At 51.9% G+C, this 24065-nt stretch carries 25 protein-coding genes; 19 read left to right on the top strand and 6 right to left on the bottom strand.

The window, feature by feature from the left end:
* Positions 1-44 precede the first annotated feature (44 nt).
* The 5 genes from INT19_RS09500 to INT19_RS09480 all read right to left on the bottom strand — a co-directional run bounded on the left by INT19_RS09500 (position 45) and on the right by INT19_RS09480 (position 4869).
* Positions 45-425, bottom strand: coding sequence for a hypothetical protein (locus tag INT19_RS09500; RefSeq protein ID WP_226924565.1), 381 nt, complete (start codon positions 423-425; stop codon positions 45-47).
* 73 nt (positions 426-498) lie between these two features.
* Positions 499-1779, bottom strand: a complete 1281-nt coding sequence (gene hemL, locus INT19_RS09495; protein ID WP_193060565.1) for a glutamate-1-semialdehyde 2,1-aminomutase — start codon at positions 1777-1779, stop codon at positions 499-501.
* Positions 1780-1815: 36 nt separating this feature from the next.
* Complete coding sequence (thiD, locus tag INT19_RS09490; RefSeq protein ID WP_193060564.1) at positions 1816-2625, bottom strand: bifunctional hydroxymethylpyrimidine kinase/phosphomethylpyrimidine kinase; 810 nt, start codon at positions 2623-2625, stop codon at positions 1816-1818.
* A complete protein-coding gene (gene hemJ, locus INT19_RS09485; protein ID WP_038479899.1) occupies positions 2625-3056 on the bottom strand; it encodes a protoporphyrinogen oxidase HemJ in 432 nt (143 codons plus the stop codon). The genes thiD and hemJ overlap by 1 nt, the downstream gene beginning before the upstream one ends.
* A 22-nt stretch (positions 3057-3078) precedes the next feature.
* Complete coding sequence (locus tag INT19_RS09480) at positions 3079-4869, bottom strand: chloride channel protein (RefSeq protein WP_193060563.1); 1791 nt, start codon at positions 4867-4869, stop codon at positions 3079-3081.
* 198 nt (positions 4870-5067) lie between these two features.
* On the opposite strand from INT19_RS09480, the gene argC reads away from it, so the two are divergent.
* From argC to mgtE, 19 genes are all read left to right on the top strand, one after another.
* Positions 5068-6102 carry an N-acetyl-gamma-glutamyl-phosphate reductase gene (argC, locus tag INT19_RS09475; protein WP_193060562.1) on the top strand — a complete coding sequence of 345 codons (1035 nt, stop codon included), beginning with the start codon at positions 5068-5070 and terminating at the stop codon, positions 6100-6102.
* Between the two features lie 102 nt (positions 6103-6204).
* Positions 6205-6558, top strand: coding sequence for an iron-sulfur cluster insertion protein ErpA (gene erpA / locus INT19_RS09470; RefSeq protein WP_193060561.1), 354 nt, complete (start codon positions 6205-6207; stop codon positions 6556-6558).
* Between the two features lie 149 nt (positions 6559-6707).
* The gene (locus tag INT19_RS09465) at positions 6708-7478 is read left to right on the top strand and encodes a transporter substrate-binding domain-containing protein (RefSeq protein WP_038479887.1); all 771 of its coding nucleotides are present in this window, start codon (positions 6708-6710) and stop codon (positions 7476-7478) included.
* Positions 7479-7576: 98 nt separating this feature from the next.
* A complete protein-coding gene (locus INT19_RS09460; protein ID WP_120386006.1) occupies positions 7577-8248 on the top strand; it encodes an amino acid ABC transporter permease in 672 nt (223 codons plus the stop codon).
* 10 nt (positions 8249-8258) lie between these two features.
* Complete coding sequence (locus INT19_RS09455) at positions 8259-9017, top strand: amino acid ABC transporter ATP-binding protein (protein ID WP_038479881.1); 759 nt, start codon at positions 8259-8261, stop codon at positions 9015-9017.
* A gap of 565 nt (positions 9018-9582) precedes the next feature.
* Positions 9583-11487, top strand: a complete 1905-nt coding sequence (gene mnmG, locus INT19_RS09450) for a tRNA uridine-5-carboxymethylaminomethyl(34) synthesis enzyme MnmG (RefSeq protein ID WP_193060560.1) — start codon at positions 9583-9585, stop codon at positions 11485-11487.
* A complete protein-coding gene (gene rsmG / locus INT19_RS09445) occupies positions 11484-12149 on the top strand; it encodes a 16S rRNA (guanine(527)-N(7))-methyltransferase RsmG (protein WP_193060559.1) in 666 nt (221 codons plus the stop codon). The genes mnmG and rsmG overlap by 4 nt, the downstream gene beginning before the upstream one ends.
* The gene (locus tag INT19_RS09440; protein ID WP_193060558.1) at positions 12149-12916 is read left to right on the top strand and encodes a ParA family protein; all 768 of its coding nucleotides are present in this window, start codon (positions 12149-12151) and stop codon (positions 12914-12916) included. Before rsmG ends, INT19_RS09440 begins: the two co-directional genes overlap by 1 nt.
* Before the next feature lie 24 nt (positions 12917-12940).
* Positions 12941-13873 carry a ParB/RepB/Spo0J family partition protein gene (locus tag INT19_RS09435; RefSeq protein ID WP_193060557.1) on the top strand — a complete coding sequence of 311 codons (933 nt, stop codon included), beginning with the start codon at positions 12941-12943 and terminating at the stop codon, positions 13871-13873.
* Between the two features lie 216 nt (positions 13874-14089).
* Complete coding sequence (locus INT19_RS09430; RefSeq protein ID WP_089040142.1) at positions 14090-14485, top strand: ATP synthase subunit I; 396 nt, start codon at positions 14090-14092, stop codon at positions 14483-14485.
* 12 nt (positions 14486-14497) lie between these two features.
* Positions 14498-15325 (top strand): F0F1 ATP synthase subunit A, encoded by an 828-nt coding sequence (gene atpB / locus INT19_RS09425; protein ID WP_193060556.1) that lies wholly within the window; start codon positions 14498-14500, stop codon positions 15323-15325.
* Positions 15326-15405: 80 nt separating this feature from the next.
* Positions 15406-15633, top strand: coding sequence for a F0F1 ATP synthase subunit C (atpE, locus tag INT19_RS09420; RefSeq protein WP_038479860.1), 228 nt, complete (start codon positions 15406-15408; stop codon positions 15631-15633).
* 78 nt (positions 15634-15711) lie between these two features.
* Entirely contained in the window at positions 15712-16182 is a 471-nt protein-coding gene (locus INT19_RS09415; RefSeq protein ID WP_038479857.1) for a F0F1 ATP synthase subunit B, read from the top strand.
* An 11-nt stretch (positions 16183-16193) separates the two neighbouring features.
* Positions 16194-16727 carry a F0F1 ATP synthase subunit delta gene (locus INT19_RS09410; protein ID WP_089040143.1) on the top strand — a complete coding sequence of 178 codons (534 nt, stop codon included), beginning with the start codon at positions 16194-16196 and terminating at the stop codon, positions 16725-16727.
* A 16-nt stretch (positions 16728-16743) separates the two neighbouring features.
* Entirely contained in the window at positions 16744-18288 is a 1545-nt protein-coding gene (gene atpA, locus INT19_RS09405) for a F0F1 ATP synthase subunit alpha (protein WP_038479851.1), read from the top strand.
* A gap of 65 nt (positions 18289-18353) precedes the next feature.
* Positions 18354-19241 (top strand): F0F1 ATP synthase subunit gamma, encoded by an 888-nt coding sequence (gene atpG / locus INT19_RS09400; protein ID WP_193060555.1) that lies wholly within the window; start codon positions 18354-18356, stop codon positions 19239-19241.
* Between the two features lie 76 nt (positions 19242-19317).
* Entirely contained in the window at positions 19318-20697 is a 1380-nt protein-coding gene (gene atpD / locus INT19_RS09395; RefSeq protein ID WP_089040145.1) for a F0F1 ATP synthase subunit beta, read from the top strand.
* A 24-nt stretch (positions 20698-20721) separates the two neighbouring features.
* Complete coding sequence (locus INT19_RS09390) at positions 20722-21150, top strand: F0F1 ATP synthase subunit epsilon (RefSeq protein ID WP_089040146.1); 429 nt, start codon at positions 20722-20724, stop codon at positions 21148-21150.
* A gap of 155 nt (positions 21151-21305) precedes the next feature.
* Positions 21306-22688: a magnesium transporter gene (gene mgtE, locus INT19_RS09385; protein WP_193060554.1), complete on the top strand. Its 1383-nt coding sequence runs from the start codon at positions 21306-21308 to the stop codon at positions 22686-22688.
* A 32-nt stretch (positions 22689-22720) separates the two neighbouring features.
* On the opposite strand, the gene INT19_RS09380 is transcribed toward mgtE, so the two are convergent.
* The gene (locus INT19_RS09380) at positions 22721-23914 is read right to left on the bottom strand and encodes a cation diffusion facilitator family transporter (RefSeq protein WP_038479836.1); all 1194 of its coding nucleotides are present in this window, start codon (positions 23912-23914) and stop codon (positions 22721-22723) included.
* Positions 23915-24065 lie beyond the last annotated feature (151 nt).

Genomic DNA, 24065 nt, shown 5'->3' with positions numbered 1-24065 from the left:
TGGTGTGAGAGGACAGGGGAGGCGACTCCCCTTCCTACTCGATTTTAACGCACCATTACCGTTAACGCACCGCCTTTTCCTTGGGTAGCAGAACGCGAGCGATTGCTGCCTTTAAGAATATCGACTTCTAAACGATCATCTTCGCTGAGCAGTTTTACCGTACCTTCAAGCGTGGTGCCTTCAAAGGTAAATTCAGCGGGCACTGTGCCGCGTGTTTCGGGGTGTTCAATGGTTTCATCGTTATGAGTAATGCGCCACTGGGCTGAGAATTCCGCGCCCGGTGTGCCGCCCATGGTGATATGAATCTGAGTCATATCCTGCTCCTGTGCGGCCATCCCCGTTAACGGTAGGCCAAGGGTGAGAACAGCGGTTAACAATATGCCGTTAAAGCGAGAAGAGTGCCAAGCCAGTTGTCGTTTTATCATGTGTTTACCTCACTAACCACAGAGCCGCTCGATAGGAGCGGCTCTTGAAGTGTAGCAGGCGCCTTACTTGATGTTACATAACAGCAAAGGCTTTTTCTGCCGCATCCAACGTTAGCTGGATATCTTCTGGCGTGTGGGCACTCGACATAAAGCCTGCTTCATAAGCGGAAGGTGCGAGATACACACCGTGATCAAGCATGGCACCAAAGAAGCGGCGGAAAGCATCGGGGTTGCAAGCAGTGGCTTGGGCGAAGTTATCCACACGGGATTGCGACGTAAAGAAAACGCCAAACATGCCACCTGCGGATTGGGTCATCATCGCTACGCGGGCAGCGTTAGCACGCTCTTGCAAGCCGGTACACAACGTTTGCACCCGCTGGGTCAGCGCATCATGGAAACCAGGCACCTTTAGTTTGGTTAACAGAGCAACCCCTGCAGCCATGGCCAGCGGGTTACCGGACAGCGTACCCGCTTGGTAAACCGGCCCCAGCGGCGAGATATTCTGCATAATTTCTTGTTTACCGCCAAACGCCCCAACGGGCATGCCGCCACCAACAATTTTACCTAAGCAGGTAAGATCAGGCGTAACAGCGTAATGTGCCTGAGCGCCACCTAAAGCGACGCGAAAACCGGTCATGACTTCATCAAAAATCAAAATACTGCCGGATTCATTGCACACCCGGCGCAACGTTTCTAAGAAACCCGGCTGGGGAGGAATGCAGTTCATATTACCGGCGACCGGCTCCACGATAATGCAGGCAATTTGCTCTCCGATTTCTGCAAAGCACGCCTCCACTCCTTCAGGGTCGTTATACGAAAGCGTGATGGTGTGCTCAGCAAGTGATGCGGGTACACCTGGCGAGCTAGGTTCCCCGTGGGTTAACGCACCTGAACCCGCTTTGACGAGCAATGAATCCGAGTGGCCGTGATAGTTACCTTCAAACTTGACGATTTTGTCGCGCCCCGTTGTTCCTCGAGCAAGGCGAATGGCCGACATCGTCGCTTCGGTGCCCGAGCTAGTCATACGCACCATTTCCATGGAAGGAATCATTTCACAGATCAGATCAGCCATGGTGGTTTCGACAGCGGTCGGCGTACCAAAGGAGAGGCCGTTATCTAACCGTGCTCGCACGGCGGCCAGTACATCCTGATCAGCATGCCCAGTGATCATCGGTCCCCATGAGCCGATATAGTCTACGTAGCGGTTACCTTCCACATCGAATAAGTAGGCGCCCTGAGCACGTTCCATAAAAACAGGCGGGCGATGGAGGCCTTTAAAAGCACGAACAGGGGAGTTAACACCACCCGGAATGTGACGACTGGCGAGGTCAAATAGTTCTGCAGATGTGGTCATGGCATCCTCAACATTAATGGCTTACTGCCAATGAGATCAAAAGCGTACGGGGCGTGGCAAGCGTTTCGGTAAACACTGTCCGCTAGGGGGCTGATAACCATGAGACAAACTCTCCCAGGTAAAGTGCTGAGCTTGCTCACAGGCAGTTGGTAAGCGCTCACCAACAGCTAAACGAGCCGCAAGCGCTGAGGCTAATGTACAGCCTGATCCGTGAAATACTTCAGGCAAGCGTGGCCACTGCCATTGGCGCGTAGTGTCAGGAGAGTGCAGCGTGTGCACAACCTGTTGCGTATTGCCCGGGAGTGGATTGTCGGTGGCAGTCACAAGGACGCCTTGGCAACCCTGCGCCAGCAACGCAACAGCACGTGCCGTGTCATCCAAAGGGTCGGTTATCTCAGGCGTCAGTGCAGCAAGCTCAAACCGATTGGGCGTTACTATATCCACAAGTGGTAGCAAACGATCTATATAAAGTTGCTGCAAGGCGGGTGTGGATAACTTAGCGCCGCCACCTGCTTTTAATACCGGATCTGCGACGACAGGAATTCCCGGAAAACGGCGGATAATTTGTTCCGCTGCACGCAGCGTTGCCTCATCCGCCAACAGCCCCAGCTTAATAGCTGCAATTTGCATATCACCTAGCGCTTCCGCCATTTGCCGCATTGCAGCAGGATCTGCAGGCAGGGTGCGTATCACATTATGGCAATTTTGAACGGTCAGTGCGGTTGGAATGGTGACTGCCCAACCACCACAGGCAGCTATCGCTTCGCTATCAGCCACTAACCCAGCCCCCCCGGTGGGGTCATGGCCAGCTAGCACTAAAACAACGGGAGGAAGAGGTTGGCGCATCAAAAGGGCTTCACCACCGCCAGGATAATAATCGCGATTAACGCAATCACGGGCGCTTCGTTAAACCAGCGGAAAAACACATGGCTTTTGGTGCAACGGGCTTGATCAAATTGCTTCAAATAAATTAAGCAAACATGGTGGTAAGCGATTAGTAGTGCGACAAGCGTCAGCTTAGCGTGCATCCAACCTTGGCTGAACCAAGCGGGCACGAGATAAAGCATCCAGCCACCAAAGATCAGCACAATGATCATCGATGGCGTCATAATCCCACGGTACAACTTACGCTCCATGGTTTTAAAGTAAGTGATCGCTTGCTCATCGCCTGTGTCCCGCGCCATGGCGTGGTACACATACAGTCGCGGTAAATAAAATAGCGCAGCAAACCAGGTAACAACCGCCATCAAATGAATGGCCTTTACCCATAAATACATGGTCTCTCCTTAGGCGTTGGGCTCATTGCTGGGAATCAGCACCGCGGGGGTCAGTGTAGTGATAATAACGTTCGATAGCGCCACGCGTAATGATACCTGAAATCCGCTGCTGCTTTGGCCGATAACCATGCACGACATAGAGTGCGCCTAGCGCATTGTCCTGAAGTTTTAGAAACGCTTCCGATAGCGTTGCTTGTAATCCGATAGGTGCCATTTCAAGCCGCTGCCCAGGGATCTCAAGCAAATCAATGAACTCGTCTTCTGGTGGGGCTTCGTCTTGCAGCGCTTCATCATGTTCCAGTAACCAACGCGCAAGCTCAGCGGCTTTAAGCGCCAGCACTGGTTTTTCTGCACTGGAGCGCTCAATCACTAGCCACACAGGATTCGTTTCCAACAGACGCCGTGCCTGATCAGGCGTAATCATTCGATCTGTGCGTACTAAGTGGCGCTCCATTACCGCTGGCACCGATACTCGCGAAAGCGCCTGCATTAAAGGCTGCTGTAACGGATGTAAGCCGTAGCGCACCGAGCTAATAAAAAAGCCCTCGCAACCGGTAAGCTGACGAGATGTTAGGCAGGCAACCACCACAACGAGCATGCCAGGCAACATGATATGTGGCGAATGCGTTAGTTCAAGTAACGCCATCAAGGCGGCAAGCGGTGCTTGCAATACCGCGCCCATCATTGCCGCCATGCCCAGCATGGCATAAATGCCAGGGTCTGCCGCTTTATCTGGCCATACCCAACCGCCCAGCATTCCCCCTAGAGCACCGGTGGCAGCACCGACCACTAGCACGGGGCCAATAATGCCGATTGGTACACCACCTGCCACGGTAATGGCAGTAATCAATAGCTTAGCGATCATCAATGCCAACAACACAGTAATGGCCAGCTGATTATTCAACATAGCCGCAACGCTGTCGTAACCAATGCCTTGTACTTCAGGAAACCACCACGCAACAGCGCCCGTTATCACCCCGACGGCACCTAACCTAAGCCATAGCGGCCACTGCTGTAAGTACTGGCTACGCGAAAGATGAATAAATACACCCGCTAATAGGCCAATCACCAAACCAATAATGACCACCCAAGGCACATTCATTAACGAACCTAGGGCAACTTCAGGAATGCGAAACGCCGGTTCATTGCCATACACCAATTGAGCGACCAATGCCCCCATGGTAGAGGCGAGTATCACCGGCATAAAGCTCATGAGGGTGTATTCCATCATCACCACTTCCATGGCGAAAATCACCCCTGCGATTGGCGTATTAAATGATGCTGATATACCTGCCGCCGTACCGCAAGCAACCAACACCCGTAAACTGTTATTGGGCAAGCGAAGCTTGAGACCTAGACCGCTGGAGGCCGCTGCGCCCAGATGAATGGCAGGGCCTTCACGTCCTGCGGAGAGACCACCCAGCACAGATACAACGCCTACCCACCACTGGTTAAGCCAGTTGCGCATAGGGAAACGTCCCTGATGATAGGTAAGACGCTCAATAACATGGCCAACACCCAACTTACGGGCAGCGGCCTTTTGCCGATAGAGCAGCGTGCCAATCAGCGTCACGGCAATTATCGGCAGCAGTGCACGAAGCCATGGCGCGAGCCCTTCAAAGGCCTCAGGATTGCCCTCAGGCATATAAAGGGCAGCACCTACCTCTAGCAATAAGCGAAAAGCCACCATCACCGCGCCTGTGATCACCCCAGACACTAACCCCAGCGCACACAGCTGAGGCAGGGCATCAACATTCGCCAGCTGGCGACGAAAACTTTCCAAGGTGAAATCTGACCGGGAAAAACGTGCCACAACGTCCGTCCTTGCGCCTATTATTCGCTTTTACGCATCATGTTCGCGTTAGTGAACATATGCCTGTTTCCCTATAGCGCTCTTACGCGCCTGCTCTCTTGTGTATCATAGCTAGCTACAGTTCAACAGCCTGAGGTATCTCATTAGGCTGTTAATTATTGTTGGGTCTGACTGTGCGTAATGCGCAAGGAGTGGTTTGTGATTAAGGTTGGCATTGTAGGCGGTACCGGCTATACCGGCGTTGAGCTGTTACGGTTACTTGCCCAGCATCCCCAGGTAAGCGTAGAAGCCATTACCTCACGCTCGGAAGCAGGCGTGAAGGTATGCGATATGTATCCCAACCTGCGCGGCCACTATGACGCCCTCACGTTTAGCGAGCCAGACGCCAAGGCACTGGGTGCACTGGATGCGGTGTTCTTTGCGACACCCCACGGGGTCGCCCATGCACTAGCAGGCGAACTGCTCGACAATGGCACGCGAGTAATCGACTTATCTGCTGATTTCCGGCTGCGCGACGCCGCCGAATGGAGCCAGTGGTACGACCAGCCCCATGGCGCCCCGGAACTGCTAAAAGAAACCGTGTATGGCCTGCCAGAAATGCATCGTGAGAAAATCAAAAAGGCCCGCTTAATTGCCGTACCAGGATGCTACCCAACGGCTGTTCAACTCGGCTATCTGCCGCTTTTGGAAGCTGGTTTGATTGACGCAAGCCAGTTAATCGCTGACTGCAAATCAGGCGTTACCGGCGCAGGCCGTGGTGCCAAAGTTGCCTCGCTGCTAGCCGAGGCCAGCGAATCGATGAAAGCCTACGGTGCATCCGGACATCGCCATTTGCCTGAAATTCGTCAAGGCTTGAGCGATATGCAGCCAAACGCCGTGGGGCTTACCTTTGTGCCGCACTTAACGCCGATGATCCGCGGCATTCATGCCACACTCTATAGTACGCTGACTGAAGAGCCAGGCGATTTACAGGCGCTCTTTGAGCAGCGTTACGCCCACGAGCCGTTTGTTGACGTCATGCCTGCAGGCAGTCATCCGGAAACTCGCAGCGTCAAAGGCAACAATACCTGCCGTATCGCTGTTCACCGTCCTGGTAATGGCAATACCGTAGTCGTGCTCTCGGTAATTGATAACCTCGTTAAAGGCGCATCAGGCCAAGCGATTCAAAACCTCAACCTCATGTTTGGCTTTGAAGAAAATATGGGCCTCAACGCCCCAGCGCTGATGCCTTAAGGCACGACTAATTCCCAGCAATAGTTGACCATTTTGCTGGGAATTACCCATAATCACACTCCGATGCCGATTATTCGTTCTTAAAGCTCGCGGGAGGTACCCATGAGCGGTGCAGAAGCTTTTGTTCCAACGCCTCTACTATTGTCTGATAGTGCTCGGAAACGCATCCAAGTACTCATGGCAGAAGAGGCTAACCCTGCGCTGAAACTCCGCGTTTATGTCACCGGTGGTGGCTGCTCGGGGTTCCAGTATGGGTTTGATTTTGCTGAAAACGTGGCCGAAGACGACACGTTAATTGAATTTGGCGATGCGATCCTCGTAGTCGATCCTCTCTCCTACCAATACCTGGTGGGCTCAACCATTGACTACGAAGAAGGGTTAGCAGGTGCCCGTTTTCGTGTTCAAAACCCCAACGCCACAACCACCTGCGGCTGTGGTGCTTCCTTTATGGTCTAACCAACGTTGGTAACAACCCCCTTCCCGTGACTTGACGCCTTGGTGGTTTCTCGCCAAGGTTAAAAGGTCAATAACGGTTGCAGACGGAATTTATAAGAGTAAATCTTCTTTAAATCGCGTCGCTAACCAAATAAAACACGGGGAAACGAATGAATTACCTACTAAAAAAATCTGTCATTGCTACCGCCCTTGCACTGGGCTTAGGCAGTACCACTGTCGCGTTTGCACAAACGCCTACTGTCAATGTGGCCACTGACCCAAGCTTTGTACCGTTTGAAATGATGGATCCAGAAACCGGCGAAATGATCGGTTTCGATATGGATATCATCAACGCAGTCGCCGAACGTGCAGGCTTTGAGGTTAACCTCACCACTATGGAATTCTCTGGCATCATTCCCGCCGTCCAAACCGGCAGCCAGGAAATCGCCCTTGCAGGCATCACCATTACAGATGAGCGTGCCGAAGTTGTCGACTTCTCCGCTCCCTACTATGACTCAGGTCTGCAAATTATCGTGCGCGCCGACAACGAAGAGGTCTCTTCACTTGAGGACCTAGCGGGTCTCACCATTGCCACCAAAATCGGCTCTACCAGCTACGACTTCCTTCAACAGGAACTCGGTGAAGATGCCGACATTACTCCCTATCCAGGCACCGCCGATATGTACATGGCGCTGTTAGGGCGCAACGTTGATGCCGTGCTGTACGACGCCCCTAACGTTGCCTACTTCTCACAAACCCGTGGCGAAGGCCGTACCAAAGTGGTTGGCCCGCTGTATGAAGGCCAGCAGTACGGTATCGTTTTCCATAAAGGCAGCGAGTGGGTAGAGCCTACCAACGAAGCACTTGCTTCCATGCGCGAAGACGGCACCTATGATGAAATCTACACAAAGTGGTTTGGTGAAGCCCCCAGCGCTGAATAACATCGCTGTTCGCTATCACTAACGAGCGCTTTTCATCTCAGGGCCGGGCGGCTATTCCCCCGGCCCTGTGTCGTTGTTTATTTTTCTGGAGATAACGCGTGGACGTTAACTTTCAGTTTGATTGGTCGGCCGCATTTGGGTCGATCCCATATCTGCTACCAGGTATTCCTTGGACGCTGCTTATATCATTCGGCGGCCTAGCGATCGGCTTCTTTATTGGCATATTCTTTGGTTTATTGCGTATTAGCCCAGTGCGCTGGCTACGCTGGCCAGCAGTTTTATACGTCGAAGTGTTTCGCGGCACGCCCATTTTAGTGCAGGTTCTGTTTATCTTTTATGGCTTACCCCAATTGCTGGGAGGCCCGATCAACGCACTCGTTGCCGGCATTGCCGCGATCGCCATTAATTCAGGGGCTTATATCTCTGAAATTGTACGAGGGGGTGTGCAGTCTATCGAACGTGGCCAGCGAGAAGCATCGCTTTCGCTAGGCTTGTCTCGAACTCAAGCTTTTCGCTACGTGATTTGGCCCCAAGCCCTACGGCGCATGATTCCTCCACTGGGTAACCAGGGCATCATCAGTATCAAAGATACCTCGCTATTTTCTGTTATCGGGGTCGGTGAATTAGTCCGCCAAGGGCAAATTTATATTGCCACTACCTTTACCGCACTAGAGGTCTATTTCATGGTGGCGCTGATGTACCTTGCCATCACCTGGACTCTCTCTTTGATTCTGCGCCAAATTGAGCGCAGAGGCCTCGCAGGACAATAAGGAACGTGCAATGACCTCTACCCAATCGCCAATTGTGCGTATGCAGCAGCTCAATAAGCATTTTGGCAGCCTGCACGTACTCAATAATGTTGATCTTGAAATTGTGCCTGGTGAAGTCGTCGTTATCATCGGTGCCAGTGGCTCTGGTAAATCAACGCTCATCCGCTGTATTAACGGCTTAGAAGAGTTTCAAGCCGGCTCTCTTGATGTTGATGGCAACCAATTACTGCCCAACGGTAAAAGCAGTAAAGCGCTACAAACTATCCGTACTGAAGTCGGCATGGTGTTTCAGCAGTTCAACCTTTTTCCCCACTTGAGCGTGCGCGACAACGTTACCCTTGCGCCCATGAAAGTGCGGGGGTGGAGCCGCCAAGATGCCGAAGAGACCGCTGAACGACTGTTAGAGCGCGTTGGTATTGCCGACCAAGCAGATAAGTACCCAAGCCAGCTCTCGGGTGGGCAGCAGCAGCGTGTGGCGTTAGCCCGGGCGTTAGCCATGGAACCCCGCCTGATGCTGTTTGACGAGCCTACATCAGCGCTTGACCCTGAAATGATTGGTGAAGTGCTGGATGCCATGCGTGAACTTGCCAAAGAAGGCATGACCATGGTGATAGTGACCCATGAAATGGGCTTTGCCCGTGAAGTGGCAGATCGCGTTATTTTTATCCATAAAGGCGAAATTGCCGAACAAGGCCCTCCCGAGCAACTGTTCGATACGCCACAACATGAGCGAACACAATCCTTTCTTGCACGTGTTTTGAAGCATTAATGTCGGAATTAATCTGACTTTTTTGCCCATTTTTGCCCCGTTAAATGGCCTGTCACCGCGACAGGCCATTTTTTTTGCCTGTGGATACTATTTTTTACACGCTCCATCATATCGCTCTACGACGCCTAGCATGAGCGCTAACCAGGTCTTTTTAAGCTACCAATCGCACTTGTTCACAGGTGCGGTAACAAACTCGGTATGGGTCGGTGGATAACCCGTTGTCTGTCATGCCTGTGTGTAAGTCGCACTTTCATCCACAGGAGTAGCACCGCTTCTACGCAGCTACTCCTCCGTTTAATCATGTAAAAACTAACAATTTAAGCAACTGAAATATATTAGCTTATTTGGGTTATCAACAGATTTTGTCCACACCAGTAGTTACAACATCAACAGTACTTCTCTTATATATTTTTATTTTGTTATTAATAATAGATGGATGCTTAGCTTGGGGTGTGGAAAAACCTGACGGTTACCCACAGGAGGTTTATACTGGCGGGCTTACTCAATCAGTGAACCAATACTGACTCACATCATCCGTGCCAAACGGCGCAAGACGAGGTGCCTCTTGAACTATCCCAACCGCTTTGACGTGATTGTCATCGGCGGTGGCCATGCGGGAACTGAAGCCGCATTGGCCTCTGCTCGTATGGGTTGTCAAACCCTATTGCTAACCCACAACATCGAAACGCTCGGCCAAATGTCGTGCAATCCAGCGATTGGTGGGATTGGCAAAAGCCACCTGGTAAAAGAAATTGATGCACTCGGTGGTGCAATGGGGCTAGCCACGGACTTAGGCGGCATCCAGTTTCGGGTATTGAACGCTCGTAAAGGTCCAGCCGTTCGAGCAACACGTGCTCAAGCAGACCGAATTCGCTACAAAGCTGCTATTCGGGGAATGCTGGAAAACCAGCCGAACTTAACCATTTTTCAGCAAGCCGCTGGCGATCTGATTGTGGATAACAACACCGTTCGAGGCGTTGTGACCGAAACGGGCATCCGCTTCCATGCGGAGTCCGTTGTGCTGTCAACCGGCACCTTTTTGGGTGGCGTTATCCACATTGGGTTAGATCAAAGCCGCGGTGGCCGCGCCGGTGACCCGCCGTCCAACGCGCTAGCTGAGCGCTTACGCGCACTACCGTTTCGCGTCGATCGGCTAAAAACCGGGACGCCTCCACGAATTGATGCCAAAACTGTTGACTTCACATCGTTGGAAGAACAACCAGGTGACACCCCAACGCCGGTTATGTCATACCTTGGTTCACGGGAGATGCACCCACAGCAGGTGAGTTGCCACATAGCGCACACCAATGAGCGCACCCATGAAATCATCATGGCGAACCTTGATCGCTCGCCTATGTATTCCGGTGTGATCGAAGGTGTTGGTCCGCGATACTGCCCATCGATTGAAGACAAAGTTCACCGCTTTGCCGACAAATCAAACCATCAGGTATTTATCGAGCCTGAAGGGTTGGATACCCATGAGCTGTATCCCAACGGAATCTCGACGTCGTTGCCTTTCGATGTTCAGCTACAAGTAGTTCGCTCAATTAAAGGGTTAGAAAACGCTCATATCACACGGCCTGGCTACGCTATTGAGTACGACTTTTTTGATCCCCGGGATTTAAAACACTCCCTGGAAACTAAATTTATCCACAACCTGTTTTTTGCCGGACAAATTAACGGTACTACCGGCTACGAAGAGGCTGGGGCTCAAGGGTTGCTAGCAGGCTTGAATGCCGCTCGCCGCGCCAAACAGTTTGAGGCGTGGCATCCTCGCCGTGATGAAGCTTATCTCGGTGTGTTGGTGGATGACCTGATTACTATGGGCACCAAAGAGCCCTACCGCATGTTTACCTCGCGTGCGGAATACCGTCTGCTGCTACGCGAAGACAATGCTGATCTACGTTTAACGGAAAAAGGGCGTGAGCTTGGCTTAGTCGATGACAAACGTTGGGCGTTGTTTAGCCAGAAACGCGAAGCCATCGAGCGTGAAACAGCACGCTTAGCTACTGTTTGGGTGCAGCCCAATACACCAGCCGCCGCGAAAATTGCTGAAAAAACCGGTAGGCCGCTTCCCCGAGAATACTGTTTAAGTGATTTGTTAAAGCGCCCAGAGCTTAGCTATGCAGATATTACATCGCTGCCTGGCATTGAAAGTGGCGATGTTGACGATGAAGCGGTTGCCGAGCAAGTACAAATTCAAGCGAAATACCAGGGTTATATCGACCGTCAACAGGATGAGATCGATAAGCTCAAGCGCCATGAAGCAACACCGCTGCCAGCCGAGTTGGACTATCAACGGGTTGAAGGGTTATCCAATGAAATTCGCCAAAAGCTTAGTGAAACGCGCCCTGAAACCCTGGCGCAGGCGGCTAGAATTTCAGGCGTGACCCCTGCAGCGGTCTCTATTCTGCTAATACATTTGAAAAAACGTCGCTTAGTCAGTACTACCGAGGTCGTTAACGGATGAGTCAATTAACGCCGTTGATTAACAGCTTGCCTGAAACCGTTGCCCCTCGGTTAGAAGAAGGATTATCAGCACTAGGAGCCACTGTAACCCCCCAACAGCGCGAACAGCTGCTAGGCTTGCTCGCGCTGTTGCACAAGTGGAATCAGGCTTATAACCTCACCGCTGTACGCGATGTTGAAGAGATGGTCTCACGGCACGTGTTGGATAGTGCTGCTGTCGCACCTTATGTTCATGGGCCACAGATACTTGATGTAGGCGCTGGCCCCGGTTTGCCCGGCCTTGTGCTTGCTATCATGAAGCCTGAACTGCAGGTAACGCTACTCGATAGCAATGGCAAAAAAGTTCGCTTTCAACGTCAAGCAGTGATGGAGTTAGCGTTGACCAACGTCACGCCAACCCAAGCGCGTGTCGAGCAATTCAATGGCCAGACGTTTGATCAAGTGATTTCCCGAGCCTTTGCCAGCTTGGTAGACTTTATCTCGCTAACCCGAGCGCTACCGGCAGCTCATGGGCAGTGGCTTGCTATGAAAGGCCCAGGCGCTGATGATGAACTGCGGGAGTTGCCCGCCTATGTTGAGCTCCAGGCGCGTCACCTACTGCGTGTACCCTTCGAGACGGCCGAGCGGCAGCTGTTGATTCTGACCCCAAAAGGAGTTGAGTAGTGAGCCAGATCATTGCCCTGACCAACCAAAAAGGCGGTGTGGGCAAGTCCACTTCAGCCGTTAATCTCGCCGCCAGTTTGGCAGCACTTGATCGTCGTATCTTGCTGGTAGACTTAGACCCACAAGGGCATGCCAGCATGGGCAGTGGCATCGACAAGTACGCACTCGAAAAAAGTGTACTTGATGTGTTGCTGGGAGAAACAACCGCAAGCGATGCCATTGTTCGCGGACTTCCAGTGAAATACGACGTCCTACCAGGTAATGGCGACTTAACAGCCGCTGAAGTAGAGCTGCTCGATAGTGACCAGCGGCAAAGTCGTTTGTCGTTAGCACTGCAGACGGTGGCAGATGACTATGATGTCGTCCTCATTGACTGCCCGCCGTCGCTGAATATGCTTACCGTGAATGCGTTGACAGCCGCCAATGGTGTGCTTATTCCCTTGCAGTGTGAATTTTACGCATTGGAAGGGCTATCAGCGCTGCTGGATACTGTTGAGCAGATTAAACAGAGCGTTAATCCTGATCTAGCCGTTTCTGGCATTCTGCGTACTATGTACGACAAGCGCACCAGTTTGACGCGTGAAGTCGACAAACAGCTGAGAGATTTTTTTGGCGATGCGCTGTTAAAAACAACCATTCCGCGCAATGTGAAGGTTGCTGAAGCACCAAGCCATGGCTTACCTGTTACTCAATACGCGCGTTTTTCGCGAGGTAGTCAGGCTTATCGTGTGCTAGCAAAAGAGATGATCCGGCGGCTATCGCTGTAACGTAAAAAGTACGAGGGGAAGCGAATGACGCGTAAACGCGCGCTAGGACGTGGCCTGGATGCCCTGATTGGTGCGGGCGCCCGTCGTCGTGACAGTTTAGATCTTACCGGTGGCGTGACGCTGGATAGTGCAGACACGTCACTGTTGCCTGCAGCACCAACGGAAGAAGCGGCGGCTGAACGGCTAGAACGGTTACCTCTTGGCCAACTTACCCGTGGTAAATATCAGCCGCGTCGGGATATTCAGCCAGAAGCATTAGAAGAGCTTGCCGATTCCATTCGTGCACAAGGGGTGATGCAGCCTATTGTGGTTCGCCCAGTGGGTGAAAACCGCTATGAAATTATCGCGGGTGAACGCCGCTGGCGTGCTGCGCAGTTGGCTGAATTAGATGTTATTCCCGCCGTTATTCGCGATGTCAGTGATGAAGTAGCACTTGCTCTGGCGCTGATTGAAAATATTCAGCGTGAAAACCTTAATGCCATTGAAGAAGCACTTGCCTTAAAGCGCCTTGGCGATGAGTTTGAGCTTACCCAGCAGCAAATTGCTGATGCAGTTGGTAAATCACGCACTCAAGTCGCCAATTTATTACGTTTGTTAGCGTTAGATCCTGAAGTGCAAACACTGCTGGAACGTGGCGATTTAGATATGGGACATGCGCGAGCCCTGCTATCGCTTACCAGTACCCAGCAACGCCAAATTGCCCATGAAGTGGTCAATAATGATTTGACCGTTCGTGACACAGAAGCGTTGGTTAAAAAAGTACAAGTTAACCAGACGCCTACCCAGACACCGCCACGTACTGCTAAAACACCGGATGTTGCACGACTTGAAACACATCTGGGGGAATTACTTGGCGCGCCCGTCTCTATTGATCACGGGCAAAAAGGGAAGGGGAAAGTGACAATTCGTTATACCAGTCTTGAAGAGCTCGATGGGATCCTAGCGCATATTAAATAGCAGGCTTACTAAATAGGCGCTTATTTTAGCCCTTTGGTCGCAAGTCGACACTTAATCGCGCGAAATCGGCGCAACTTCGGTTGAAGGTATGATAGCGCTTCCCTATAATCGCGCAAGATTTGTGCAGGTGACGGATGATTTATTGAGCAACAAGTTGTAAGCGTGACTCATTTATTGTGCTGGGGAATCATGTGCTGAAGATCTATCTGAAGAATTATGCAGCGACTTGAGACCCAACGACGAAAAGCTTACTTCTTCAGGCTGACAGCAATTCAGCTGCTAATGACGCTAGTCGGTATGCTATTGGCTTTCCCTGTTGCTCATATGGCAGGCGTATTGTCGGTAGCTACAGGAGCATTAGTGGCGCTGTTGCCGCACATTTTTTTTATACAGCGAATGGGAATTTTTCGAACAAGGCATCGCGCTCCGCGCGCAATGGACCTATTTCGCGCCGAAGCAGGCAAGTTTGGTTTGACGGTGGCACTTTTTTCATTGGTGTTCGTTGTAGTGCCCCCCTCAAACCCCGCTTTCTTTTTTTGCGCTTATGTTGCGATTGTTCTGACGCATTGGTTAGCACCATGGCTAATGCTTGGGAATCGCACAACTAATTGAGGTGACATGTCTATGGCCGCAGGAAACGAAGTCTCAACGACTTACTATATCCAGCACCACTTGCAGAACCTAACCTTTGGCAAGCATCCAGAAAATGGTTGGTCGCTGGCACATTCGGCAGAAGAAGCGAGTGAGATGGGCTTTTGGGCTATCCATCTGGATACCATGGGCTGGTCCATTGCGATGGGTTTGTTGTTTATCTGGCTTTTCCGTAAAGCGGGTAAAATGGCAACCACTGGCGTGCCAGGCGGACTGCAAAATGCCGTAGAGATGGTGTTTGAATTTGTTGAAGATATGATCAAAGGGGCTTTTAAAGGGCATAACCCGATTATTGCGCCGCTTGCATTAACGTTGTTCGTGTGGATTCTGTTCATGAACACGCTGAAAATTATCCCGGTCGACTATTTCCCAATGTTGTTCAGTAAACTGGGCGTCGATTACATGAAGATTGTGCCGACTACTGATGTTAATGCCACATTGGGGCTAGCACTGGGTGTTTTCGGTCTGATTCTTTACTACAGCTTCAAGGTGAAAGGCATTGGCGGCTTTGCCAAAGAGCTTTCATTGACACCTTTCAACCATTGGGCCTTGATTCCTTTCAATTTGCTGCTTGAAATCGTTGCCCTACTTGTTAAACCGTTCAGTTTGGCGATGCGTCTTTTCGGCAACATGTTTGCCGGTGAAGTTATTTTTATCTTGATTGCTATGCTGCCGTTCTGGGCAATCTGGGTACTCGACGTGCCGTGGGCGATTTTCCACATCTTGATTGTCGTTCTTCAGGCATTCATTTTTACCGTATTGTCAGTGGTGTATTTAAGCGCTGCGCACGAGCATCACTAAGACGTGCTGCTTGTTAGAGATTAACCCTTAACATCAACCCTCAACCTTGACCTTTAACTTGAAAAACTAGGAGCATTACCATGGAACTAATCTACATTGCTGCCTCCATCATGATCGGCTTAGGCGCTCTGGGCACCGGTATCGGTTTCGCTATCCTCGGTGGCAAATTGATCGAATCTACGGCTCGTCAGCCGGAGCTTGGTGACCAACTTCAAACCAAAACCTTCCTAATGGCTGGTCTGCTGGATGCTGTACCGATGATCGGTGTTGGTATCGCGATGTACCTGATCTTCGTTGTTGCCGGTTAATGACAGCTTAGCCGGGCGGCAGTCCCGCTCGGTTTTGTTTCACTCCGGTCGCCACGAACTTGTCAGAGGTACATCCCTGTGAATATCAACATGACGCTTATCGGGCAGACGATCGCCTTCGCGATCTTTGTCTGGTTTTGCATAAAGTATGTGTGGCCTCCGATCAGCAACGCGCTTCACGAGCGTCAAAAGAAAATTGCTGATGGCTTAGACGCAGCCAGCCGTGCTACTCGCGATCTTGAGCTTGCTCAAGAACGTGCAGAGCAAACGCTGCGTGAAAGCAAGGAGCAGGCTTCTCAAATCCTCGAGCAAGCCAATAAGCGCTCTGCTCAAATGGTTGAAGAAGCACGCGAACAGGCCCGCGCCGAAGGCGAACGCCTCATGGTTAGTGCACGTTCTGAAATTGAGCAAGAAGTTAATCGTGCAAAAGACGAGCTTCGTGCCCAAGTTTCTCATCTTGCCATTATTGGTGCCGAGCGTGTGCTAGAAGCTTCGGTCGACGAGAAAGCACATCGCAAGTTACTTGATGAGCTTGCTGCTGAACTGTAAGGAGGTGACCCATGGCGGAATTACTTACCGTCGCTCGTCCTTACGCTAAGGCGGCGTTTGAATACGCGCGTGATCATAAGGCGCTTGATAGCTGGACCCAAGCGCTTGGTTTTTTAAGCGCTGCGGTAGCTGACAGCGATCTACGTCGTCTGTTGGGTAGTCCAAAACTTGAAAACGACAAAAAGGTAGCGCTGCTTTCGGATATGTTGCCCGAAAAGCAGGAAGACCTGTCGCGGTTTTTGGATACCCTGGCTGACCAAGGTCGTTTGTTAGCACTGCCCTTCATTGCTGAACAATTCGAGTACTTACGTGCCGAACATGAACAGCGTGTTGATGTGACGGTTACGTCAGCTTATAAGCTGACTGCCGCACAGCAGACCAAGCTAGCGAACGCGCTTAAGAAACGTCTGAATCGCGAAATCTCCATTACTACTCAAGTGGACAAGACGCTTATTGGTGGTGTCATCCTACGTGCTGGCGATACCGTTATTGACGGTTCGGTACGTGGTCGATTGAACCGCCTTTCCGAAGCGCTGACCGCTTGAGTCTGAGGGACATGGCATGCAGCAACTGAATCCTTCCGAGATCAGCGACATCATCAAGCAGCGAATTGAGAAGCTTGACGTCGCATCCGAAGCCCGTAATCAGGGCACCATCGTCAGCGTTTCCGACGGTATCGTGAAAATTCACGGCCTCGAAGACGCGATGTTTGGTGAAATGATTGAATTCCCTAACAGCATTTTTGGCATGGTACTGAACCTGGAGCGTGACTCCGTTGGTGCCGTTGTCTTGGGTGACTACCTGCAACTTCAAGAAGGCATGACCGCTCAGTGTACGGGTCGTATCCTAGAAGTGCCGGTAGGCCCTGAGCTGGTAGGTCGTGTGGTCGATGCGTTGGGTAATGCCATCGACGGCAAAGGCGATATCAACGCCAAAATGACTGATGCGGTAGAAAAAGTAGCGCCTGGCGTTATTACCCGTCAGTCCGTTGACGAGCCGATCCAAACAGGTTTGAAGTCCATCGACGCCATGGTGCCAATCGGTCGTGGTCAGCGTGAGCTGATCATCGGTGACCGTCAGATTGGTAAGTCTGCCATTGCTATCGATGCGATCATCAACCAGAAAGGCAAAGGCGTTACTTGTGTTTACGTGGCGATTGGTCAGAAGCAGTCGACCATTGCTAACGTGGTACGCAAGTTAGAAGAACACGGCGCTCTGGAACACACCATCGTTGTGGCTGCTGGCGCTGCTGATCCGGCACCGATGCAGTTCTTGGCCGCTTATTCTGGTTGTACCATGGGTGAGTACTTCCGTGACCGTGGTGAAGACGCACTGATCGTTTATGATGATCTTTCCAAGCAGGCTGTGGCTTACCGTCAGGTATCACTACTGCTGCGTCGTCCGCCTGGTCGTGAGGCCTATCCTGGTGACGTTTTCTATCTCCACTCACGTCTGCTAGAGCGCGCTGCGCGCGTTAATGCTGATTACGTTGAGAAGTTTACTAACGGTGAAGTAAAAGGCAAAACCGGTTCTTTGACCGCACTGCCGATTATCGAAACCCAAGGTGGAGACGTTTCTGCGTTCGTTCCGACCAACGTTATCTCGATCACCGATGGTCAGATCTTCCTGGAAACCAACCTGTTTAACTCCGGTATTCGTCCGGCGATTAACGCAGGTCTATCGGTTTCTCGTGTTGGTGGTGCTGCGCAGACCAAAATTATCAAGAAGCTGGGTGGCGGTGTTCGTCTAGCCTTGGCTCAGTACCGTGAGCTAGCGGCGTTCTCGCAGTTTGCTTCTGATCTTGATGAAGCGACCCGTAAGCAGCTTGAGCATGGTCAACGCGTTACCGAACTGATGAAGCAAAAGCAGTACTCGCCGATGTCAGTGGCGGAAATGGCGCTGTCTCTGTACGCCGCTAACGAAGGTCACCTGGATGATGTGAGCGTCGATAAAGTGCTGGACTTCGAACGTGCTCTGCACGATTACATGAAGTCTGAGCACAACGATCTGCTCGATAAGATCAACCAGACCGGCGACTACAACGGCGAGATTCAGGACGGCTTGAAGTCAGGTCTCGAGAAGTTCAAGGCGACTCAGAGCTGGTAATGTCCGGCCCGCCTGCGGGCGGGCTTGCATGCTTTCTGAGAGCCACGAACGAAGGGTAGATCGCTATGGCAGCTGCAAAAGAGATACGCACCCAGATCGGGAGCATTAAAAATACGCAGAAGATTACCAGCGCCATGGAAATGGTAGCTGCATCTAAAATGCGTAAAGCACAAGATCTGATGAAGGCTGGCCAGCCGTATGCCAAGCAGATTCGTAATGTGGTAGGCCACATTGCTGACGCAAACCCCGAATACAAGCACGACTACATGGTCGAGCGGAGTGAGGTGAAGCGCGTTGGTTATATTGTGGTATCTACTGACCGCGGTCTGTGTGGTGGCTTAAACGTCAACCTGTTTAAGGCAGTGGTGAAAGATGCCGTTGTCTGGAAACAGCAAGACGCTGAGCTAGACTTCTGCGCCCTCGGCTCTAAAGCCGGCGCCTTTTTCCGCAACTATGGAGGCAACCTGGTTGCTGCCAAGAGCGGATTAGGAGAGTCGCCGACTGTCGAAGGACTGATCGGTAGTATAAAGGTCATGTTAGAAGCGTACGACGCAGGACGTCTTGACCGCTTGTTTGTGGTGTATAACGAATTTGTTAACACCATGACGCAGCGGCCCGTCGTACGTCAGCTTCTTCCGTTGTCGTCCGATATGGGCGAAGACGTGAAGCATGACGAAGAAAACGCCCGTCCCGGAAGCTGGGACTACCTGTATGAACCGGATGCCAAGGCGTTGCTAGACAGCCTGTTGGTTCGATTCATCGAATCACAGGTGTATCAGGCGGTAGTCGAAAACGGTGCGTGCGAACAGGCCGCCCGAATGATCGCTATGAAGAGTGCCACTGATAACGCGGGCAACCTGATCGACGATCTGGAGATGGTATACAACAAGGCCCGTCAGGCCGCCATCACCCAGGAAATTTCCGAGATCGTCGGCGGCGCTTCTGCCGTATAACGCCTAGGGAGCTAGCTATCGCAAAGGTAGCTCCCGGCAGACAGGTTTCATTTGCAGGTTTTTGAGAGGAACCAAGATGAGCGGACGTATCGTACAAATCATCGGCGCGGTGATTGACGTAGAGTTTCCGCGGGACTCTGTGCCCAAGGTCTACGACGCGCTGAAGGTCTCTAATGCTGAGACCATCCTCGAAGTCCAGCAACAGCTGGGCGACGGCGTGGTGCGCACCATTGCCATGGGCTCTACTGAGGGCTTGAAACGTGGCTTGGACGTGACCGACACAGGTACCGCGATTTCCGTACCCGTTGGTAAGGAAACGCTAGGTCGCATCATGAACGTGCTCGGTGAGCCGATTGATGAAGCTGGCCCGATTGGCGAGCAAGAACGCATGCCAATCCACCGTAAAGCACCAAGCTACGCTGACCAAGCAGCTTCCAATGAGCTGTTGGAAACCGGGATCAAGGTTATCGACCTCGTTTGCCCGTTCGCTAAGGGCGGTAAAGTTGGTCTATTCGGCGGTGCCGGTGTTGGTAAAACCGTTAACATGATGGAGCTTATCCGCAACATCGCCACCGAACACAGCGGCTACTCTGTATTCGCCGGTGTAGGTGAGCGTACGCGTGAGGGTAACGACTTCTATCACGAAATGACTGAGTCCAACGTTATCGACAAGGTATCGCTGGTTTACGGTCAGATGAATGAGCCGCCCGGCAACCGTCTGCGTGTTGCGCTGACCGGCCTAACCATCGCTGAGAAATTCCGTGATGAAGGCCGCGACGTTCTGCTGTTCGTCGATAACATCTATCGTTACACCCTGGCGGGTACTGAAGTATCTGCTCTGTTGGGTCGTATGCCATCTGCGGTAGGTTACCAGCCGACGCTGGCTGAAGAGATGGGCGTTCTGCAAGAGCGTATCACCTCTACTAAAACGGGCTCTATCACGTCTGTACAGGCCGTTTACGTACCTGCGGATGACTTGACTGACCCATCGCCGGCGACGACCTTCTCGCACTTGGACGCCACCGTTGTATTGGCACGTTCAATTGCAGAGCTTGGTATTTATCCTGCGATTGATCCGCTGGACTCTACGTCGCGTCAGCTAGATCCGCTGGTCGTTGGTGAAGAGCACTACAATGTAGCACGTGGTGTACAGAACGTTCTGCAGCGTTACAAAGAGCTGAAGGATATCATCGCGATTTTGGGTATGGACGAATTATCTGATGAAGATAAGTTGGCTGTATCTCGTGCGCGTAAAATCCAGCGCTTCCTGTCGCAGCCGTTCTTCGTCGCTGAGGTATTCACTGGTTCGCCCGGTAAGTATGTTTCTTTGAAAGATACGATTCGTGGCTTCCAGGGCATCCTCGCGGGCGAGTACGACAACCTGCCGGAACAGGCCTTCTACATGGTAGGCTCCATCGACGAAGCTGTCGAAAAAGCCAACCAGATGAAGAAGTAATCCCGTCCATTAGGGGGATTCGCTATGGCGAATAGCTTCACTTGCAATATCGTCAGCGCTGAAGATTCCATCTTCTCAGGTACTGTCGAGATGGTGGTAGCTGCAGGGATTATGGGTGACCTCGGCATTTTGCCGGGGCACACCCCGCTGCTGACCGAGCTTCAACCGGGCCCGGTTCGCGTGATCCACGATGGTGGCAAGGAAGAGCACTTCTTTGTCACGGGTGGCTTTATGGAAGTACAGCCCACCACTGTTACGATCCTGGCAGATGCAGCGACGCGTGCTAGTGACCTCGACGAGGCCGCTGCTGAAGAAGCGCGTCAGCAGGCGTTGAAAGCCTTTAATGAAAAGTCATCGGAGCTGGATTATACCCGTGCTGCCGCTGAACTTGCCGAAGCCGTTGCACAGCTGCGAACGATTCAGCAGCTGCGCAAAAAGGCGGGTAAAGGCTAAGACACGCGCTAGCGTGCATAAAGCGCTCCTTGAACCCGAAAGGGTTTAAGGAGCGTTTTTTTTGTCTGGTACTATGAGAAAACGCATTCAGCGTAGGGATGCTCGTCTGTAACACTTCACCTGCACAATATGCGTCTGCACAAAGGGAGATAGCGATGTCATTGAACGATGAAACCTTGCAGGAATTAAAAACCGAACTGCTCGACGAGCTGGCCAAGGAAGCGCCTAGTAAATCAGTACTATCTTTGCGTTTGGCCGAAACCCGCTCGGCGGATATCGGTGAAGTGCTTGAAGAGATGATTGAAGACGATGAGGAGTTGCCTGCGGCACTCTGCCTGTTGGATATTCTGTCTGCCGAGCGCGCTGCTAATGTCCTGGGTTATTTACCAGGAGAAAGCCAGCTTGAGGTAGTTGGTAAGCTGTCGGATACCCAGGTGCTTAAGCTTCTTGAAGAGATGGGCTCCGATGAACGGGCGGATTTATTTAATCTCTTAGATGAGGACCGCCGAGAAGCGTTGTTACGCCGTATGGCTCACCAAGAGCGGGAAGATCTTAAACGCCTAGCAAGCTACGAAGAAGGTACGGCTGGCGCCATCATGACCTCTGACTATGTCGCCATAGCCAGTGGCATGACGGTGTCACAAGCTATGATGCGGGTTCGCCAAACGGCCCCAGATGCGGAAACGGTCTACCAGCTTTATGTGCTCGACAGCGATGGGCAGTTGATTGGCACCATGTCACTGCGCCAACTGATGATCGCTCGTCCCGGGGCGTTAGTTGACGACATTATGATTAAAGATGTGATTAGTACGCCTGTGGATGAAGAGCAGGAAGAAGTCGCTCGTATTGTTGCCCGCTACGATTTATTGGCACTGCCGGTGTTAGACGCCGAGGGACGCATGGTTGGCATCGTCACCCACGATGACGCCATGGACGTTGCTGAATCTGAAGCCACAGAAGATATCCACAAGGGGATGTCTATTGGCCAGTTAGAGGATGGTGTTAGCCGAGTTCCACTGTGGAGTCTTTACCGCAAGCGTGTTACCTGGCTGGTACTGCTGGTATTTGCCAATCTTTTTTCTGGCGCAGGTATTGCCTACTTTGAGGACACGATCGCAGCCCAAGTTGCGCTTGTTTTTTTCCTGCCGTTACTGATTGGTAGTGGAGGTAACGCGGGGGCTCAGGCAGCTACGTTGATGGTACGCGGTATGGCGACTGGCGATATTGGTGTGAAAGACTGGAGTAAGATGCTAGGCCGTGAACTGCTGGTAGCTGGCTCACTGGGCATCACCATGGCAATTGCAGTAGCACCTATCGGGATTTTTCGTGGCGGTGAAGCAGTTGCCATCATCGTGGCGTTAAGCATGGTGACCATTGTTCTGTTTGGTAGCATGATCGGTATGTGCCTACCGTTTGTACTAGAGCGCTTTAAGGTCGACCCTGCCACTGCTTCAGCCCCGTTGGTGACAACGTTAATTGATGCCTCTGGGGTACTGATTTACTTCACCATTGCCACCGCCATATTAACAAACGTATAGCTTGTTTTAACCCAATCAGTTTTAAGACAGCTTTAACGCATGGCACTGCTGGCCGCACGGGTAATAAACATAACTTCTACGTGGCCCAGCCACTCTATGTCACTGGCAAGTGCCTTTAGTTGGCTGGCTAAGCACTGGGGGGGCTGGTGTACGGAATCGCCAATAATCAGCGATACCGATACTTTATCGTCTAAATAGTGGAGCTGCAGCTCGGTTAATGTGCGCCAGACAGGGTGCATATACCAGCGCTCGTTCAGTGCGGCTTCCACTTCGGGCCGCAGCGGAAGGCCGGGGAGACGGCTGGGATCGCCTTCTCCGGCATCATCTTCGGGGTCAACGTGAAAAATAACATCGGTGAGCAACGGAAACTCATGCCGTAAACGTCGACTTACTTCGTTGCCGATTTCATGGGCTTCAGACACGGTGATTTTTGGCCCGACCACCACATGTAAGTCGACCATGACCCAGCCTGCAGACTGGCGGGTACGTAAGTCATGAACACTATCTACTCCTGGGACGCTTTGAGCAACGTTATGCATTTGCCGTTGAACGCTTTCAGGTAGCGCGGTATCGACTAATTCTCTAGCTGACTCCCAGAGTAAATCCCAACCTACTTTGCCAACTAATAAGCCAACAATGATAGCGGCAACAGCGTCTAGCCAGCCCAAACCAAACTGCGCGCCAATTAATGCAACCAAGACCACTGCGGTGGAGAGTGCATCGCTGCGGGAATGCCAAGCGTTTGCTTCCAATAGCTTAGATTTAACGCGTTTAGCAACGCGCATGGTATAGCGAAAAATCCACTCTTTACTGAATAAGGCGATGATTGTAATGACAATAGCCACCATGCCAGGGGCACTGACCTCAGTACCACTAAACAAACGATCAAGGCTAGACCAGGCGATACCACCCGCCACAAAGATCAGTACGCTACCCAGCAGTAGCGTCGTTAGGGTTTCGATACGGCCATGACCATAATGGTGATCATCGTCGGGTTCCTGGCGGCCGTAGTGGATAGCGGCTAGCACAAAACCGTCGGTCACAAGATCTGAAAGTGAATGGATACCATCGGCAATCAGCGCCGCCGAGCCCACCCAAAAGCCGACCACGACTTTAACAATGCTCAACAAGCCATCCAGCCAAGCGCCAATATAGGTAACACGCTTGGCTTCTCGGCTATCTAGCTCATGCTTGGGAACCACTGGCGATTCTACGGTCTGAGTCATGAGGGACCTTGCTGGGCACATACTTCCAATAGATGTCTATTGTAGCGCACAGTGCCTTAGCGCTATACCTTCTTGTGAATTTGCTCGTATGCTGGATGCGGACAATGAATTAAGGGATGTGTATCCTTAGCGCCATTGCGAGCGCATGAAT

Origin of the sequence: Halomonas sp. 3A7M (assembly GCF_014897875.1) — a bacterium.
Classification (GTDB): Bacteria; Pseudomonadota; Gammaproteobacteria; order Pseudomonadales; family Halomonadaceae; genus Vreelandella.
The sequence above is the reverse complement of the archived record's forward strand: the minus strand, read 5'-3'. Positions and strand labels throughout refer to the sequence as shown.

Bases quoted from the DNA above. Each gene is read 5' to 3' on its own strand.
- INT19_RS09500 (WP_226924565.1), bottom strand. From the start codon at position 425: ATGATAAAACGACAACTGGCTTGGCACTCTTCTCGCTTTAACGGCATA.
- hemL (WP_193060565.1), bottom strand. From the start codon at position 1,779: ATGACCACATCTGCAGAACTATTTGACCTCGCCAGTCGTCACATTCCG.
- thiD (WP_193060564.1), bottom strand. From the start codon at position 2,625: ATGCGCCAACCTCTTCCTCCCGTTGTTTTAGTGCTAGCTGGCCATGAC.
- hemJ (WP_038479899.1), bottom strand. From the start codon at position 3,056: ATGTATTTATGGGTAAAGGCCATTCATTTGATGGCGGTTGTTACCTGG.
- erpA (WP_193060561.1), top strand. From the start codon at position 6,205: ATGAGCGGTGCAGAAGCTTTTGTTCCAACGCCTCTACTATTGTCTGAT.
- INT19_RS09465 (WP_038479887.1), top strand. From the start codon at position 6,708: ATGAATTACCTACTAAAAAAATCTGTCATTGCTACCGCCCTTGCACTG.
- INT19_RS09455 (WP_038479881.1), top strand. From the start codon at position 8,259: ATGACCTCTACCCAATCGCCAATTGTGCGTATGCAGCAGCTCAATAAG.
- rsmG (WP_193060559.1), top strand. From the start codon at position 11,484: ATGAGTCAATTAACGCCGTTGATTAACAGCTTGCCTGAAACCGTTGCC.
- INT19_RS09435 (WP_193060557.1), top strand. From the start codon at position 12,941: ATGACGCGTAAACGCGCGCTAGGACGTGGCCTGGATGCCCTGATTGGT.
- INT19_RS09430 (WP_089040142.1), top strand. From the start codon at position 14,090: ATGCAGCGACTTGAGACCCAACGACGAAAAGCTTACTTCTTCAGGCTG.
- atpB (WP_193060556.1), top strand. From the start codon at position 14,498: ATGGCCGCAGGAAACGAAGTCTCAACGACTTACTATATCCAGCACCAC.
- atpE (WP_038479860.1), top strand. From the start codon at position 15,406: ATGGAACTAATCTACATTGCTGCCTCCATCATGATCGGCTTAGGCGCT.
- INT19_RS09410 (WP_089040143.1), top strand. From the start codon at position 16,194: ATGGCGGAATTACTTACCGTCGCTCGTCCTTACGCTAAGGCGGCGTTT.
- atpA (WP_038479851.1), top strand. From the start codon at position 16,744: ATGCAGCAACTGAATCCTTCCGAGATCAGCGACATCATCAAGCAGCGA.
- atpG (WP_193060555.1), top strand. From the start codon at position 18,354: ATGGCAGCTGCAAAAGAGATACGCACCCAGATCGGGAGCATTAAAAAT.
- atpD (WP_089040145.1), top strand. From the start codon at position 19,318: ATGAGCGGACGTATCGTACAAATCATCGGCGCGGTGATTGACGTAGAG.
- INT19_RS09390 (WP_089040146.1), top strand. From the start codon at position 20,722: ATGGCGAATAGCTTCACTTGCAATATCGTCAGCGCTGAAGATTCCATC.
- mgtE (WP_193060554.1), top strand. From the start codon at position 21,306: ATGTCATTGAACGATGAAACCTTGCAGGAATTAAAAACCGAACTGCTC.
- INT19_RS09380 (WP_038479836.1), bottom strand. From the start codon at position 23,914: ATGACTCAGACCGTAGAATCGCCAGTGGTTCCCAAGCATGAGCTAGAT.